Origin of the sequence: Streptomyces sp. SolWspMP-5a-2, from assembly GCF_900091845.1 — a bacterium.
GTDB classification, from domain to species: domain Bacteria; phylum Actinomycetota; class Actinomycetes; order Streptomycetales; family Streptomycetaceae; genus Streptomyces; species Streptomyces doudnae.
Genome location: NZ_FMCI01000147.1, coordinates 47,629 through 62,910, shown reverse-complemented (window position 1 = coordinate 62,910; position 15,282 = coordinate 47,629). Strand labels below are relative to the sequence as shown.

Below are 15,282 nucleotides of genomic sequence, written 5' to 3'. Positions count from 1 at the left end.
GGGAGGCCGCCCGCACCCGCCGCGAGCCGGTCGCCCGGCCGGTCGTCAGACGGCGCGCAGGGTGTCCCTCGCCAGCTCGAAGGCCGGGGTCATCGCCCTGAACTCGGCTCCGTCCAGGCCGCCGAGGTGCAGCACGACAGGACCGTCCGGGGTGACGACGGCCAGCGCGCGCTCCGGTTTCGCCCCCTGCGGCAGCCCGCCGCCGTACCGGTACGCGACCTCGGCGCCGGTCAGCCCGCCCGAGGTGAAGGAGCGGTAGCGCGCGCCGCTCGTGTGCTCCTGCGCGGCGACGAACGCCTCCAGGACGGTCCGGGCGTCGTCGCCGCCCCCGTCGCCGGTCCACACCCGCAGGAAGCCGATGTGCCCGGCGGGCTTGGCGTCCGCCTCGCAGGCGGCCCGGACCGGGCCCTGCCGCAGGACCGCGTCCAGGACGTCGGCGTCGACGTCGTCGCCCGCCTCCGCCGTGAGCCGCCCGGTGTCGACGGCCACCGCCTTCCACCGCTCGGCGAGCGTGAACGTCACCGGCAGCGCACAGGCCGACCCCGGACCGCCGATGGTGGCACCCCGCGCGGCGGCGACCCGCCCGGACGCGGAGGCGGACGGCGACGCCTGGGGCCCCGACGCGTTCCCGGACGTCCCGCCGCACCCGCTCAACACCCCGGCCAGCAGGGCGAGATGAGCGACACCCAGCCGTGTTCCCCGCCCCGTCCTCGTCCCCGCTCCGCACTGTCTCTTCCGCACCGCGTCCCCCATGTGCCGCACCCCCACGACGTCTCCTCCGGCCCCCGGCCGTCCCGGCCCGTCCGGCGCGCGGCGGGACGGCGTCCGGTCCCCGGCCGCGTTCCCGCCGATCTTGCCCGCGGCGGCCCGGCCGCGGCAACCGGGCGGGCGCGGACCCGTCCCGTCCGAGGTCACAGCGGCGGGCGCGGCGCCAGCATCCAGTGGCTGAAGGCCGCGTAGTGCCGGGCGTACGCGGGCGCGTCGGCCGCGTGCTCGACGGCGCGCGCGTGCTCCCGGACCGTCGCGTAGCGCGGCCGCCGGTCGCTCTCGTAGCTGCGCAGGGCGCGGGCGGTGTCCGGCTCCCGGGCGAGCGCGCGGGCGAGGACACCGACGTCCTCGACCCCGAGGGTGCCGCCGGCGGCGATGTGCGGCGAGAGGCCGTGCGCGGCGTCGCCGATCAGGGCCACCCGGTCGGAGGTCCAGCGCGGCAGCGGCGGCACGAACAGGATCTGGTGGTGCAGGACCGCCTCCTCCGGGGTCGCCGCGATCAGTTCGGCGAGCGCGCTGTTCCACCCGTTCTCGGAGAGCAACGCGGCCCGTTCCAGGGCCTGTTCCTTCGGGGTGCCGGTGAGCGGGGGGACGTCGAACTGGTTGACCATCCACATGGTCGCGCCGCCGTGCGTCCGGGTGTAGCCCCCGCGACTCCGGTCCCGTCCCACGGTCAGGACGCTGCCCCCGGCGGGCTCGCCGATCGACGGGAGCGTCCCGCGCCAGGCGTGGTGCCCCCGGTGCTCGCGTGCCCCGAACCCCGGCAGGAGCACGTCCCGGACCCGGGAGTGGACGCCGTCGGCGCCGACGAGCAGATCGGCGCGCTCGTCGCCGCCGTCCGCGAACCGGACGGTGACGCCGTCGCCGTCCTCCACGAAGCCGGTCACCCGGCTGCCGAGGCGGACGGAGCCCGGCCCCACCGCGTCGGCGAGCAGCCGGTTCAGCTCGGCGCGGGGCACCAGCGCGAACGCGTGGTCGGCCTCGGTGGACCCCGGCGCGCGGTGACGGGTGCCCGCCGCGTCGTGGAACCAGGTCGAGACCGGGGTGGAGAGGGCCTCGACGCCGTCACCGACCCCGATCCGCGCGAAGACGTCGAGCGCGTTGCGCCACAGGCCGATCGAGGCGCCCACCGCCCTGATCTCCGGGGCCCGTTCGCTCACCAGGACCTCCGCGCCCGCCGCGCGCAGGGCGACCGCGGTGGTCAGCCCGACGATCCCGCCACCAGCGATGATCACGCGCATCCCGCACACCTCCAAGGGCGTTGTCGTCGATGACCACCACGCTAGGAGCGCCGGCGCATGCATTCAAATGCATGTTTCTGATGCGACACATAACTCCTGTGCATGGACCGGGACGCCGTCCGCTCAGCCGGGCACCCCGGCCGCGCGCAGCGCCTCGCACACCCGCTCGCGCAGCCAGCGGTGGGCCGGGTCGTCGTCCTGACGGCGGTGCCAGGTCATGGTGAGGGGGACCGGCGGCAGGGCCAGCGGCAGCGGCAGGGCCCGCAGCCCGAACGGCGCGAGGCCGGGCCCGGCGAGCATCGAGGGGACGGCCGCCAGCAGATCGCTCGCGGCGACGAGCCGGAAGGCGGCGGACACCGTCGGCACGGTCGCCACCACCCGGCGGGTCAGCCCCTCGGCGGCCAGCGCCTCGTCGAGCGGCCCGCGCAGCCGCCCCCGCCGCGACACGGTGACGTGCTCGGCCGCCGCGTACGCCGCCCGCGTCAGCCCGGTCAGCGGGTGACCGGCCCGCACGACCACCACCTGCGTGCCGCCGCCCACCCGCCGCGCGCACAGCTCCGGCCGCCCGGAGGCGCCCGCGGCGATCTCCAGGTCGACCTCGCCGCGCCGCAGGTCGTCGGTGTCGACGGCGGACTCGGCGAGGAAGCGCAGGCGCACCCCCGGCGCCCGGACCCGCACCGCGGCCAGGATCTCCGCCCCCGCGGCGTCGACCAGGGCGTCGTTGCAGCGCAGGGTGAACGTCCGTGTCAGCGAGGCGAGTTCGGCCTCGTCCAGCGCGGTCGCCGGTCGCAGCAGGGCACCCGCCTGCTCCACCAGGGCGCGCACCCGCTCCCGCACCGACTCCGCGTACGGCGTCGGCAGCATCGCCCGTCCGGAGCGGACGAGGATCTGGTCGCCCGTGGCCCGCCGCAGCCTGGCCAGGGTCCTGCTCATCGCGGGCTGCGTCACCCGCAGCCGGTCCGCCGCGCCGCTGACGCTGCCCTCGTCGAGCAGCGCGTCGAACGCGACCAGAAGGTTCAGGTCCAGGTTCACGCAGGTCATCGTAGGGAGGCCGGAGCGCGCGGACCCGGCGCACGGGCACGGGGACCGGCCGGGGGGTCGAACGCCCGCTGAGAGAATCCGATGAATTCCCGATGAGCCTGAACACCCGTGCGCCACCGTCCGTATGAGACCGGGGGATTTCCATGCCCATCAGTCCACGAGGCGCAGGAGAACATCCGTGGGACGCACAACGCGCAGACGCCCGACAGGCGCACGCCGCGCGAGCTTCGCAGCAGTCGCGCTGATGCTGGGAGGAGGAGGCCTGGTCGCCGCCAACGTCTACGCGTCGGCGACCGAAGGCGGAGACGGCGCGAACGTGACGCGGCAGGCGGACGGAGCCGGAGGCGCCACCACGGTGGAATGCCCCGACGTCGGCGCCCGGTTGACCGACGTCCCCGAGTCCGCCCGTGCCCGGGTCGACCAGGAACTGGCCGCCATGGACGCGCAGATCGCCGAGGCCTACCAGCGCATGAGCGGTGACGGCTCCGACGACGTGATGGCCGGGCTGAAGCAGAAGCGGGCCGAGTCGCTCGGCCGGATCGGCGACGCCATCGACGAGGCGGGCAAGCGCCCGGAGGGCCTCGACGACCTCGCCGCGTGCTCCTGGAGCGAGCCGGAGGAGCAGACCAAGGACGGAGGCCAGGAGCAGGGCCAGGGCCAGGAACAGGGGTCCGGCCAGGAGCAGGGGCAGGGCCAGGAACCGGCCGGTGAGCAGCCCGGCGGTCAGGGCGGCAACGGCCCGGTCGCCGCGGACTACGCCGCCATCGACTCCGTCCAGCCCAACGCGCCCGCCCCGGACCTGAACTCGTTCCGCTCCAAGGGCTCCTTCACCACCGCGTGCGGGGTCAACGAGAACGGCCTGTTCAACTCCGACAACGTGATCGTGGCCCCGGGCGTCTCCAACGGCGCCCACCACTTCCACGACTACGTCGGCAACCAGTCGAACACCGCCTTCGCCAGCGACGACGACCTGTCGGGCGCCGACACGAGCTGCGTCGACAAGGGCGACAAGTCCTCCTACTTCTGGCCCGTGCTGCGGTTGCAGAACGGCACCCAGGAGCGCGACGCGGGGGCGCCCGGCGGCGGCACCGAGGGCAACGCCGGTGAGATCGTCACCGCCAAGCAGGCCACGATGACGTTCATCGGCAACCCGCGCAGCGAGGTCACCGCCATTCCGCGGCTGATGCGCATCATCACCGGCGACGCCAAGGCGTTCGTCAACGGCCCCGGCAACGCCAACGCGTCCTGGAGCTGCACCGGGTTCGAGGACCGCCAGCTGAAGGACAAGTACCCGCTCTGCCCCCAGGGCAGCGACGTGGTGCGCACCTTCCGCTTCCAGAGCTGCTGGGACGGCCGCAACACCGACAGCGCCAACCACCGCACCCACGTGGCGTTCGCGGACGCGGCGGGCAACTGCCCCGACAGCTTCGTCGCCATCCCGCAGCTCGTCCAGCGGATCGTCTACGACGTGGACGCGCCGAGCCTGGCCGACGGCGGCAGGACCACGCCGCTGTTCGCGGTGGACTCCTTCCCCGAGCAGCTGCACAAGCCCGTCACCGACCACGGCGACTTCATCAACGTCTTCGACGCGAAGCTGATGGACGAGGTCGTCGCCTGCATCAACGACGGCAAGCAGTGCGGCGCGGGCACCGGCGGCGGCGACAACGGCAACGGCAACGGCGGCGGTGACAACGGGAACGGCGGCAACGGCAACGGCGGCAACGGCAACGGCGGCAACGGCGGCGCGGGCGAGGAGCCCTCGCAGCAGCCGACCGAACAGCCCACGCAGGAGCCCACCGGGAACCCCGGCGGCGGCAAGGACGACAACGCCGGGAACGGCGGCGGCCAGAACGGCGGCGGCAAGGGCGGCAAGGGTGAAGGGGGCGGCCAGGAGCAGAGCGCGGCGCCCACCGCCTCCGCGCCCGCCGACGACCAGCAGGGCGGCGGCAGCGCCGACGGCTCCGCGACCGAGGAGCCCAAGGAGCCGAAGGTCCTCGCCTCGGCGTCGGCCGAGCCCTCCCGGGCCGCCGGCGCCGCGGACGCCGCCTCCTCCGGCGGCGGCGACCAGGCCCAGCAGCAGCCGCAGGGCGAGCCGACCGGCGAGGGCGTCCCGATCGCGGGCGGCCAGAGCGAGCCGCAGGCCGTCCAGGGCGACCTCGCCGAGACGGGCACCACGCTGTGGCCCGCCGCGGTCGGCACCGTGCTGCTGATCGGCGGCCTCGTCCTGCTGACCCGCACCAGGCGCCAGTACGGGCGCTGACCCGGAAGATCCCGCTCCACGCGAGGGGCGTCCGCACCGGTTCCCCCGGTACGGGCGCCCCTCGCGCGTTCCGGGCCACCCTGGTGCACGGCCCGCGGGAGGCCCGGGAGACCATGGGGGCCACCAGCCCCGACCGGTCCGCGTGACGGCCCTGCCCGAAGGAGCACGATGAACCCCGGAACCCCGGCTCCGGTCGCGGTCCGCAGGCCGCTGCTGGAGGACTTCTCCCTGGAGATGACGGCGAAGGACGGACCCCGCCTCGAAGAGGCCCGCGCCCTCGTCCCGGCGGGCACCCGCGTCAACGTCACCTTCCTCGGCAACGAGGACCTGGAGCTGCGCCTCGCCGCCGCCCGCACCGCCGGACGGCTCGGGTACGTGCCCGTGCCGCACGTCTCCGCGCGCCGTCTCGCGTCGCGGGAGGCGCTGGAGAAGCTCCTCGCCGGACTCCGCGCCGACGGCACCGGCGGCAGCCTGCTCGTCGTCGGCGGCGACCCCGCCACCCCGCACGGCCCCTACCCCGACGCCCTCGCCGTCGTCCGCACCGGGCTGCTCGCCGAGTACGGGGTGCGGCACGTCGAGATCGCCGGATACCCCGAGGGGCACCCGGCGATCGGGGACCGCGCGCTGTTCTCGGCGCTCGCCGACAAACGGGCGGCGCTGGCCGAGCAGGGCCTGACGACCGGCGTGACCACTCAGTTCGGCTTCGACGCCGACCTCGTCCTGGACTGGATCGAGCGGATCAGGGACCGGGGGCTGCACGTGCCCGTCCGGGTCGGTGTCCCCGGCCCCGCCGGAGCCCGCCGCCTGGTCGCGTACGCGGCCCGCTTCGGCGTCGGCACCAGCGCCTCCATCGCTCGCAAGTACGGCTTCTCGCTCACCCACCTGATGGGCACCGCCGGTCCCGACCGCTTCCTGCACACCCTCGCCGAGGGGTACGACCCGGGACGGCACGGCGAGGTGAAGGTGCACTTCTACACGTTCGGCGGGCTCAGGGCGACGTCGGAGTGGATCGCCGGGTTCTGACACCGGCGCCCCGTGCGCCCCTCCGGCGCCCCCGCGCGTCGCTCACCGGCCCCGCGCCCGGACCGCGGGCCCCGCCCCGCGCCCCCGCCGCGCCCGGAAGGACTGAACCGGTCGACCCCGCTGACCTGCGAAGGCGCCGGGACGGGCGTCGGACTGGTGGATTTACTAGGACGTCCAACTATATAGTCGGGGGCAAAGGTCCGCGGTGCAGGGAAGCCGGTGTGAGTCCGGCACGGTCCCGCCACTGTGACCGGGGAGCGCGCCGTCGAACGACACGCCACTGACGAGCACCAGGTCGGGAAGGCGGACGGCGCGCGCAGATCCGGGAGTCAGGATACCGGCCGCGGAACGTTCCGTGTTGTCCACGAGGATGGAGCTGACACGCATGGCACCGGTACGCACCCGCGCTCCCGGCGGGACCCCACGACGGCACCGCCCGCCCGGCGGCCCCGCCGACACCTGACGTCCCCCGCGCCCACGCCACCAGCGTCACGCACGCCCCCGCGCGCACCGGCACACCCCCGTGCCCGCGTGCCGGGGCCGCGCGCCATCCCCGGATCACCTGACGAGAGCAGGCACCCATGATCCGTAGCAACGACCCGCGTCCGGTACGCGAGTTGACCCACTTCGTCGCAGGAGAGCGCGTCCCGGGCACGTCGGGATCCTTCGGCGACGTCCACGACCCCAACACCGGCCAGGTCCAGGCGCGGGTCCCGCTGGCGGACCGCGCCGAGACCGAGGCGGTCATCGCCGACTCCGCCGAGGCGCAGCGCGAGTGGGGCGAGTGGAACCCGCAGCGCCGGGCCCGCGTCCTGCTGCGCTTCCTCCAACTCGCCGAGAACGAACGGGACTCCCTCGCCCGGCTGCTCTCCAGCGAGCACGGCAAGACCGTCGCCGACGCCCACGGCGACCTCCAACGCGGCCTGGAGGTGGTCGAGTTCGCGGCGGGCGTGCCGCACCTGCTCAAGGGGGAGTTCACCGACAACGCGGGCACCGGCATCGACGTGCACTCGCTGCGCTCCCCGCTCGGCGTGGTCGCCGGCATCACCCCGTTCAACTTCCCCGCGATGATCCCCCTGTGGAAGGCCGCCCCCGCCCTGGCCTGCGGCAACGCCTTCATCCTCAAGCCGTCCGAGCGGGACCCCTCGGTGCCGCTGCGGATCGCCGAACTCTTCCTGGAGGCAGGCCTGCCGCCCGGCGTCCTGAACGTCGTCAACGGCGGCCGCGAGACCGTCGACACCCTGCTGGAGGACCCCCGGGTGGCGGCCCTCGGCTTCGTCGGCTCCACCCCGATCGCCGCGCACGTCTACGCCACCGCCACCGCGCACGGCAAGCGCGCCCAGTGCTTCGGCGGCGCCAAGAACCACATGATCGTGATGCCGGACGCCGACCTCGACCAGGCCGTGGACGCCCTGATCGGCGCCGGGTACGGCTCGGCGGGCGAACGCTGCATGGCGATCTCCGTCGCCGTCCCGGTCGGCGAGGAGACCGCCGACCGGCTGGTGGCCCGGCTGAAGGAGCGCATCGGCTCGCTGCGGATCGGCCGCAGCGACGACCCCCGGGCCGACTTCGGCCCGCTGGTCGGCCGGGACGCCGTCGACCGGGTCCGCTCCTACGTCGACCTCGGCGTCGAGGAGGGCGCCGAACTCGTCGTCGACGGACGGGACTTCGTCCTGGAGGGGCACGAGGACGGGTTCTTCGCCGGAGCCTCCCTCTTCGACCGGGTGACGCCCGCCATGCGCGTCTACCAGGAGGAGATCTTCGGACCCGTGCTGTCCGTCGTGCGGGCCGCCGACTACGAGGAGGCCCTGCGCCTGCCCAGCGAGCACCCCTACGGCAACGGCGTCGCCATCTTCACCCGGGACGGGGACACCGCCCGCGACTTCACCCGGCGGGTCAACACCGGCATGGTCGGCGTCAACGTGCCCATCCCGGTGCCGGTCGCCTACCACACCTTCGGCGGCTGGAAGCGCTCCGGATTCGGCGACCTGAACCAGCACGGCCCCGACGCCATCCGGTTCTACACCCGGACGAAGACCGTCACCTCGCGCTGGCCCGCCGGGCTGCGCGAGGGCGCGAGCTTCACGATCCCCACGATGGGCTGAGCGCCATGAACGGGATTCTCCTCACCGAGGACCAGCAGGCCCTCGTCGAGACCACCCTCGACTTCACCCAGGACCACATCGCCCCGCACGCCCTCGACTGGGACCGCGACAAGCACTTCCCGGTCGATGTCCTGCGCAAGGCCGCCGGGCTCGGCCTCGGCGGCGTCTACGTCCGCGAGGAGTCCGGCGGTTCGGGCCTCAGCCGCGCCGACGGCGTCCTCGTCTTCGAGACCCTCGCCTCCGGCTGCCCCTGCCTCGCCGCCTACCTCTCCATCCACAACATGGTCGCCTGGATGGTCGACCGGTACGGCGACCCCGCCCAGCGCGAACACCTGCTGCCCCGCCTGTGCGCCATGGACGACCTCGCCAGCTACTGCCTCACCGAACCCGGCGCCGGGTCCGACGCGGCGGCCCTGACCACCCGTGCCGTCCGCGACGGCGACCACTGGATCCTCACCGGTGTCAAGCAGTTCATCTCCGGCGCGGGCGTCTCCCAGCTCTACCTCGTCATGGCGCGCACCGGCGGCACGGGCCACGACGGCATCTCCGCGTTCCTCGTCGACAAGGACGACCCCGGGCTCTCCTTCGGCCCGGACGAACGCAAGATGGGCTGGCACGCCCAGCCCACCCGGCAGGTCGTCCTGGACGGCGTCCGGGTCCCCGCCGACCGGCTCCTCGGACGCGAGGGCCACGGCTTCCGCATCGCCATGAACGGCCTCAACGGCGGTCGGCTCGGCATCGCCGCCTGCTCCCTCGGCGGCGCCCGCAGCGCCCTCGACCGCAGCCTCACCCACCTCGCCGACCGGCAGGCGTTCGGCGCCCGGCTGCTCGACGCTCAGGCGCTGCGCTTCCGCCTCGCCGACATGGCCACCGAACTCGCCGCCGCCCGCGCCCTCGTCCACCAGGCCGCCCAGGCGCTGGACCGGCACGATCCGCAGGCACCGTACCTCTGCGCCATGGCGAAGCGGTTCGCCACCGACACCGGATACACCGTCGCGGACCGCGCCCTGCAACTGCACGGCGGGTACGGGTACCTGAGCGAGTACGGCATCGAGAAGATCGTCCGTGACCTGCGAGTCCACCAGATCCTGGAAGGAAGCAACGAGATCATGCGCGTCATCGTGGCCAGCGGCCTGACGGAGGCGTTCGGATGAGCCCCGCCGGACAGCCCGAACCCTCCGTCCTGGTCGCCGTCGACGGCCGGACCGGCCGGCTCACCCTCAACCGGCCCCGGGCCCTCAACGCCCTCGACCACACCATGGTCGGCCTGATCGACGAAGCCCTCACGGCCTGGGAGCACGACCCGGCCGTGCACGCCGTCGTCCTCACCGGAGCGGGCGAACGCGGCCTGTGCGCGGGCGGCGACATCCGCGCCGTGCACGACGACGCCCGCGACGGCGACGGCACCGCGGCGGCCGCCTTCTGGTACGACGAGTACCACCTCAACGCCCGCATCGCCCGCTACCCCAAGCCGTACGTCGCCGTCATGGACGGCATCGTCATGGGCGGCGGCGTCGGCGTCTCCGCGCACGGCGGGGTCAGGATCGTCACGGAACGCTCCCGGATCGCCATGCCGGAGACCAGCATCGGCTTCGTCCCGGACGTCGGCGGCACCTACCTGCTCTCCCGCGCACCCGGCGAACTCGGCACCCATCTCGCCCTGACCGGCGCCCACTTCGGGGCGGGCGACGCCGTGCTCTGCGGCCTCGCCGACCACCACGTGCCGTCCGCCGCGCTCGGCGCCCTCCTCGACGACCTCACCGCGCTGCCCGTGGCCGACGCCCTCGCCCGGCACGTCCAGCCGCCGCCCGAGGGCGAGTTGACGGCCCGTCGGGAGTGGATCGACACCTGCTACCGGGCCGACACCGTCGAGGAGATCGTCAGCCGCCTCCTCGCCCACGGCGACCCGGCGGCCAAGGAAGCGGCCGAGACGCTGCTGTCGAAGTCGCCGACCGCCCTCAAGGTCACCCTCGCCGCGATGCGCCGCGCCCGCCGCCTCGCCACCCTCGAGGAGGTCCTGGACCAGGAGTACCGCGTCTCCTGCCACGCCCTCGCCGCACCCGACCTGGTCGAGGGCGTCCGCGCCCAGATCATCGACAAGGACCGGAACCCGCACTGGTCACCGGCCCGCCTCGACGACGTCACCGACGCCGACGTGGAGCGCTACTTCGCCCCGCTCGCACCCCGTGAACTGGGCCTCTCCCGGCCCGGACCGACCCCGGAGGGCACCGCGTGAACCGGACCGTCGCGTTCATCGGACTCGGCCACATGGGTGCGCCCATGGCCGCCAACCTCGTCGGCGCGGGCCACCGGGTCGTCGGCCACGACCTGGTGCCCGCCGCCCTGGAGGGCGCCGTGGCCGCGGGCGTGCACCCGGCCGCCTCCGCGGCCGAGGCCGTCGCCGGGGCCGACATCGTGCTCACCATGCTCCCCGCGGGACGGCACGTCCTCGGCCTCTACGACGAGATCCTCGCCGCCGCCCGCCCCGGCACCCTCTTCGTCGACTGCTCCACCATCGATGTCGCCGACGCGCGCACCGCCCACCGGCGGGCCGCCGACGCCGGGATGCGCGGCCTGGACGCCCCGGTCTCCGGCGGGGTCGTCGGCGCCGAGGCCGGGACGCTCACCTTCATGGCGGGCGGCGGGGAGGCGGAGTTCGCCGAGGCGCTGCCGCTGCTCGACGCCATGGGCCGCAAGGCCGTCCACTGCGGGGACGCGGGAGCCGGACAGGCCGCGAAGATCTGCAACAACATGATCCTCGGCGTCTCCATGATCGCCGTCAGCGAGGCCTTCGTCCTCGCCGAAAGCCTCGGCCTCTCCCACCAGGCCCTCTACGACGTCGCGTCCACCGCCTCCGGACAGTGCTGGGCGCTCAGCGTCAACTGCCCGGTGCCGGGGCCGGTTCCGGCCAGCCCCGCCAACCGCGACTATGCCCCCGGGTTCGCCGCCTCCCTCATGGCGAAGGACCTCGGCCTCGCCGCCAACGCCCTGCGCGCGGGCGGAGTCCACGCCGAACTCGGCCTGCGCGCTGCCGAGTTGTACGAGGAGTACGCCGAACGCGGCGGATCCGCCGAGGACTTCTCCGGCATCGTGCGCACCATCAGGGACTGGAGCGGAGCACGCCCATGACCACACCGCCGACCGACGGCTTCGAGACCGTCCTCGTCGAACGCAGGGGCCGCACCGCCCTGTTGACCCTCAACCGGCCCAAGGCGCTCAACGCCCTGAACCTCCAGGTCATGAACGAGGTGGTGGCGGCGGCCGAGGCCCTCGACCGGGACCCGGAGTGCGGCTGCGTCGTCATCACCGGCTCGGCGAAGGCGTTCGCGGCCGGGGCCGACATCAAGGAGATGCAGCCGCAGGGGTACCTCGACATGTACCTCGCCGACTGGTTCGCCGCCTGGGACCGGCTCGGCGCGCTGCGCACCCCGACCGTCGCCGCCGTCTCCGGGTACGCCCTCGGCGGCGGCTGCGAACTCGCCATGCTCTGCGACATCCTGCTCGCCGCCGACACCGCCGTCTTCGGCCAGCCCGAGATCCGGCTCGGGGTGATCCCCGGCATCGGCGGCTCCCAGCGGCTGACCCGCGCCGTCGGCAAGGCCAAGGCCATGGAACTGGTCCTGACCGGCCGCACCATGGACGCGGCCGAGGCCGAACGCGCCGGGCTCGTCTCCCGGGTCGTCCCGGCCGACGACCTCCTCACCGAGGCGCTCGCCGTCGCCGAGACCGTCGCCGGGATGTCGCTGCCGGTCGCGATGATGGCCAAGGAGGCCGTCGCGCGCGCCTTCGAGACCACCCTCGCCGAGGGCGTCCGCTTCGAACGGCGCCTGTTCCACGCGGTGTTCGCCACCGCCGACCAGAAGGAGGGCATGAGCGCCTTCACCGAGAAGCGCCCCGCCGAGTTCCGCCACCGCTGACCCGGCGCCACCGCCGATCCTGCACCCTCGGGAGGGCCCGGCCGACCGGCCGGGACCCTCTCGCCCGGGGTCATTGTCAGTGGCTCCCTGTTCACTGGTGGCATGAACGACAAGATGCGTCACAGCGAGACACCTGCCGCGACCACTGGCACGCCCGGCACGCCCGGCACCGAGATGGTCGAGCCGTCCCGGTTCAGGATCCGGAACGTGCGGATCGACGGCCGGGGCGCCGAGGTGCGGGTTCCCTGCGGAGGCGCCTACCAGGTCACCTTCGAGCTGCTGCACGACTGCCGGCTGTGCGGCAACGCCGTCAATCAGGTGATCGTCGGCCTGGCGGGCGAGGAGCGGGCCCAGGCGTCCGTGTGGAACGGCAAGCAGCGCAGCGGCGGCGCCCTGCTGTCGGTCAACGCCGGTACCCCGGTGGCCGCGCTCGCGGAGGACAACCCGGGTCCGGCGGAGTGGGTGACGGTCTCCTGCGACATCGTCGTTCCCGACGGCCCCGGCGTCCACTCGGTGCGGGCGCGCTACGCCCAGGCCTACCAGGGGCGCCTGATGACTCCGCAGGGGCGGTCCGTCCCCCAGCCCGAGTACCAGGAGGTGCTGGGCTGGTGGAAGGTCGACCGCCCGGAGGGCCCCGGCCCGGAATCGACGATCGGCACGATAGCCGTCGAGGGGTGAGCCCAGGGGGCGGCCGCCGCCGGACGGGTCGGGGAGGGGGGCCGCTCGGCGTGCGGAGGCCGGACGCGCCGGTGCCGCCCACCGCCGGACGGCGCCCCGCTCCCCACCGCCGGGACGGCGCCCCCGCTCCCCATCGCCCCCCTCACACCGCGTCCCCCTGAGTCCCCCTGCCCGTGGGTGCGTCACGCGGTAGCGCAGGCAGAGTGTCCGTGGGCCGACGGCGCGGTGCTCGACCAGGTCGAGGTCCACCCGCCGCTCCGCCTGCGGGAAGAACGGGACGCCGCCGCCCAGCAGCACCGGATGGACCCTGGCCCGGTACTCGTCGATCAGACCCGCCGCCGCCACCTCCGCGGCGAGGGCCGCCCCGCCGATCGCGATGTCGCCCTCCCCGGGTTCGGCGCGCAGCCGCGCGATCTCCTCCGCCGGGCCGCCCGACGCCAGCCGGGCCCGGCCCCGCACGTCCGTCAGCGTGGTGGAGAACACCACCTTCGGCAGCCCGCGCCAGAGTTCGGCCCACTCGGCCGTCGAGAAGCCGAGCGCCGGGTCCTGCTCGGCGTCCTCCCAGTACAGCATCGTCTCGTAGAGCCGCCGTCCCAGCAGATGGACGCCGACCTCCCGGAGCTGGTCGGTGGCGAAACGGAACAGCTCCCCGTCGGGCTCCGTCCAGTCGAACCCACCGTCCGGCCCGACGATGTAGCCGTCGAGCGAGACGTTCATCGAATAGGTCACCTTGCGCATCGGAGGCCTTCCCTCGGCGACGGGTACAGGAGGAGGACCGCGGAACACGGCCCGACTCATCGCTCCACCGCGAGGAGATGTCCGCGACGTCACCGCGGACCCCCGGCCTCCGTGACGGACCGCCGGACGACGGTGGAGCCCGGCCCGGCCAGGCGGTCGCCGTCCGCGCCGCCGGGCGGCGGGGGAGACCCGGCCGGTCCGCAACGAATGTTCCCCGGGAGCCAACGAACGTTGAACTACCCGACCATGGGCGCGTATGTTCGACCGCGATCGGAAGTGCCCGCCCCCCCACCGGCCGCCGCCGCGGAAGGAGCACCGGTGAACGACACCCCCCGCACCCTGCGGTCGGTCCTGAACCGGATCGAGGAACTCATCGCCGCCGGGGGACACCCGCGCGAGGACGTCCTCGACGTCGCCCGCCTCTCCCACGCCACCGGCCTGAGCCGGCCGGTCGTCGAACTCCTGCTCGCCGGCGGCACCCCGCCCGGTGAACGGCCGGAGGACATGGTCCGGCGGCGCGTGCGCTTCCTGTACGAGACCCGCACCCGCCCCGAGGACCGGGTCCGCGTCGTCAAGGAGATCGCCGAGGCCACCGGCACCACCGAGACCTGGGTGCGGAAACTGATGGCGGGCGAGTCCAAGCCGAGCATCACGGCCGGTCCCGTGCTCACCCGGCACTACGGCGTCGCCGCCACCTTCCTCACGGACTCCCCCGAGGAGGCCCTGCTCAGGGAACTCCAGCTGGTCCGCGTCGACCTGGAGGCGGAGACGGACCCGGGCAAGGTGCTCAGGGAACTGGGCGTCGTGCACATGTCGGGCCGCGGCGCCGGGGCGTCCCGGTCCGACCTGGCCGCCCTCGCGCGGATGGTCGCCGACATGTCCAGGAACCTCGACGCGGTCAGGGCCGCCGTCGACAACCTGACGACCGACCCGGAGGGCCGCAAGCAGTGAAGACGGCCCGGCAGCAGAAGAGACTCATCGGCGAACTCGCCGCGGCCGTCGCCGAGGCGGTCGACGTCCCGGCCGAGCCGCGCACCGTCTTCGCGGCCCTCTGCGCCGCCATGAGCGCCCGCCGGGGCGGCCGACCGGTGGTGCTGCTCCTGCGCGAGTTCCCCGCCGAGCTGGAGAACACCACCACCGGACTCTGGCTCGACCTCAAGGACCAGGACGTCGTCGTCATCGAGGAGCGCCTCGCCCCCGACCACCAACTCGTCGTGCTGGGGCACGAACTGTGGCACCTGCACGCCGGGCACCGCGGCCACGACCTCGGCGGCGCCGCCGTCGCGGCCCGCGCGGCGATGCGCGAGCGCGTCGACTGGGACCTCGCGCGCGGCGTCGCGGCCCGCGCCCACTCGCAGGAGGCCGGCGAGGTGACCGCCGAACGCTTCGGACTGACCATGGGCGCCCGGCTGAGCGGCTGGCTCGCCGACCCCGCGCGCCCGCGGCCCGCCGACGACGTCGCCCGGCGGCTCAGCGCCTCCCTCGGCTACAACGGACCCCAGGGCTGACGA

Annotated in this window: 14 protein-coding genes, 1 pseudogene and 1 riboswitch; of the genes and pseudogenes, 11 read left to right on the top strand and 4 right to left on the bottom strand. The window is 74.4% G+C overall.

Annotation, left to right across the window (positions count from 1 at the left end):
* Positions 1-45: 45 nt before the first annotated feature.
* Positions 46-555: a lipoprotein gene (locus GA0115242_RS14590; protein ID WP_311638492.1), complete on the bottom strand. Its 510-nt coding sequence runs from the start codon at positions 553-555 to the stop codon at positions 46-48.
* On the opposite strand from GA0115242_RS14590, the gene GA0115242_RS42470 reads away from it, so the two are divergent.
* Positions 512-679: a hypothetical protein gene (locus GA0115242_RS42470; RefSeq protein WP_370672282.1), complete on the top strand. Its 168-nt coding sequence runs from the start codon at positions 512-514 to the stop codon at positions 677-679. The genes GA0115242_RS14590 and GA0115242_RS42470 overlap by 44 nt on opposite strands.
* Before the next feature lie 232 nt (positions 680-911).
* Here GA0115242_RS42470 and GA0115242_RS14585 read toward each other — a convergent pair whose 3' ends face one another.
* A complete protein-coding gene (locus tag GA0115242_RS14585) occupies positions 912-2,009 on the bottom strand; it encodes an FAD-dependent oxidoreductase (RefSeq protein ID WP_093828404.1) in 1,098 nt (365 codons plus the stop codon).
* 123 nt (positions 2,010-2,132) lie between these two features.
* Positions 2,133-3,050 (bottom strand): LysR family transcriptional regulator, encoded by a 918-nt coding sequence (locus GA0115242_RS14580; protein WP_202555322.1) that lies wholly within the window; start codon positions 3,048-3,050, stop codon positions 2,133-2,135.
* Positions 3,051-3,294: 244 nt separating this feature from the next.
* On the opposite strand from GA0115242_RS14580, the gene GA0115242_RS14575 reads away from it, so the two are divergent.
* The 8 genes from GA0115242_RS14575 to GA0115242_RS14540 all read left to right on the top strand — a co-directional run bounded on the left by GA0115242_RS14575 (position 3,295) and on the right by GA0115242_RS14540 (position 13,033).
* Entirely contained in the window at positions 3,295-5,310 is a 2,016-nt protein-coding gene (locus GA0115242_RS14575; protein ID WP_237549051.1) for a DUF1996 domain-containing protein, read from the top strand.
* A 168-nt stretch (positions 5,311-5,478) separates the two neighbouring features.
* Positions 5,479-6,333, top strand: a complete 855-nt coding sequence (locus GA0115242_RS14570; protein ID WP_093828398.1) for a 5,10-methylenetetrahydrofolate reductase — start codon at positions 5,479-5,481, stop codon at positions 6,331-6,333.
* A 166-nt stretch (positions 6,334-6,499) separates the two neighbouring features.
* A riboswitch (cobalamin riboswitch) is annotated at positions 6,500-6,694 on the top strand.
* A gap of 220 nt (positions 6,695-6,914) precedes the next feature.
* Positions 6,915-8,438 carry a CoA-acylating methylmalonate-semialdehyde dehydrogenase gene (locus tag GA0115242_RS14565; RefSeq protein ID WP_093828396.1) on the top strand — a complete coding sequence of 508 codons (1,524 nt, stop codon included), beginning with the start codon at positions 6,915-6,917 and terminating at the stop codon, positions 8,436-8,438.
* A 5-nt stretch (positions 8,439-8,443) separates the two neighbouring features.
* Entirely contained in the window at positions 8,444-9,592 is a 1,149-nt protein-coding gene (locus GA0115242_RS14560) for an acyl-CoA dehydrogenase family protein (RefSeq protein ID WP_093828394.1), read from the top strand.
* Positions 9,589-10,674 (top strand): enoyl-CoA hydratase/isomerase family protein, encoded by a 1,086-nt coding sequence (locus GA0115242_RS14555; RefSeq protein WP_093828392.1) that lies wholly within the window; start codon positions 9,589-9,591, stop codon positions 10,672-10,674. Before GA0115242_RS14560 ends, GA0115242_RS14555 begins: the two co-directional genes overlap by 4 nt.
* Entirely contained in the window at positions 10,671-11,567 is an 897-nt protein-coding gene (mmsB, locus tag GA0115242_RS14550; protein WP_093828390.1) for a 3-hydroxyisobutyrate dehydrogenase, read from the top strand. Before GA0115242_RS14555 ends, mmsB begins: the two co-directional genes overlap by 4 nt.
* Positions 11,564-12,355 carry an enoyl-CoA hydratase gene (locus GA0115242_RS14545; protein WP_093828388.1) on the top strand — a complete coding sequence of 264 codons (792 nt, stop codon included), beginning with the start codon at positions 11,564-11,566 and terminating at the stop codon, positions 12,353-12,355. The genes mmsB and GA0115242_RS14545 overlap by 4 nt, the downstream gene beginning before the upstream one ends.
* Before the next feature lie 102 nt (positions 12,356-12,457).
* Positions 12,458-13,033 (top strand): hypothetical protein, encoded by a 576-nt coding sequence (locus GA0115242_RS14540; RefSeq protein ID WP_237549050.1) that lies wholly within the window; start codon positions 12,458-12,460, stop codon positions 13,031-13,033.
* Positions 13,034-13,216: 183 nt separating this feature from the next.
* On the opposite strand, the pseudogene GA0115242_RS14535 reads toward GA0115242_RS14540, so the two are convergent.
* Positions 13,217-13,771 (bottom strand): annotated as a pseudogene (locus GA0115242_RS14535) (dihydrofolate reductase family protein); the annotation flags it as partial.
* A gap of 318 nt (positions 13,772-14,089) precedes the next feature.
* Between GA0115242_RS14535 and GA0115242_RS14530 the strand changes: the two are divergent.
* Together GA0115242_RS14530 and GA0115242_RS14525 are read left to right on the top strand one after the other, a co-directional pair.
* The gene (locus GA0115242_RS14530; protein ID WP_093828386.1) at positions 14,090-14,722 is read left to right on the top strand and encodes a hypothetical protein; all 633 of its coding nucleotides are present in this window, start codon (positions 14,090-14,092) and stop codon (positions 14,720-14,722) included.
* Positions 14,719-15,279 (top strand): hypothetical protein, encoded by a 561-nt coding sequence (locus GA0115242_RS14525; protein ID WP_093828384.1) that lies wholly within the window; start codon positions 14,719-14,721, stop codon positions 15,277-15,279. Before GA0115242_RS14530 ends, GA0115242_RS14525 begins: the two co-directional genes overlap by 4 nt.
* Positions 15,280-15,282 lie beyond the last annotated feature (3 nt).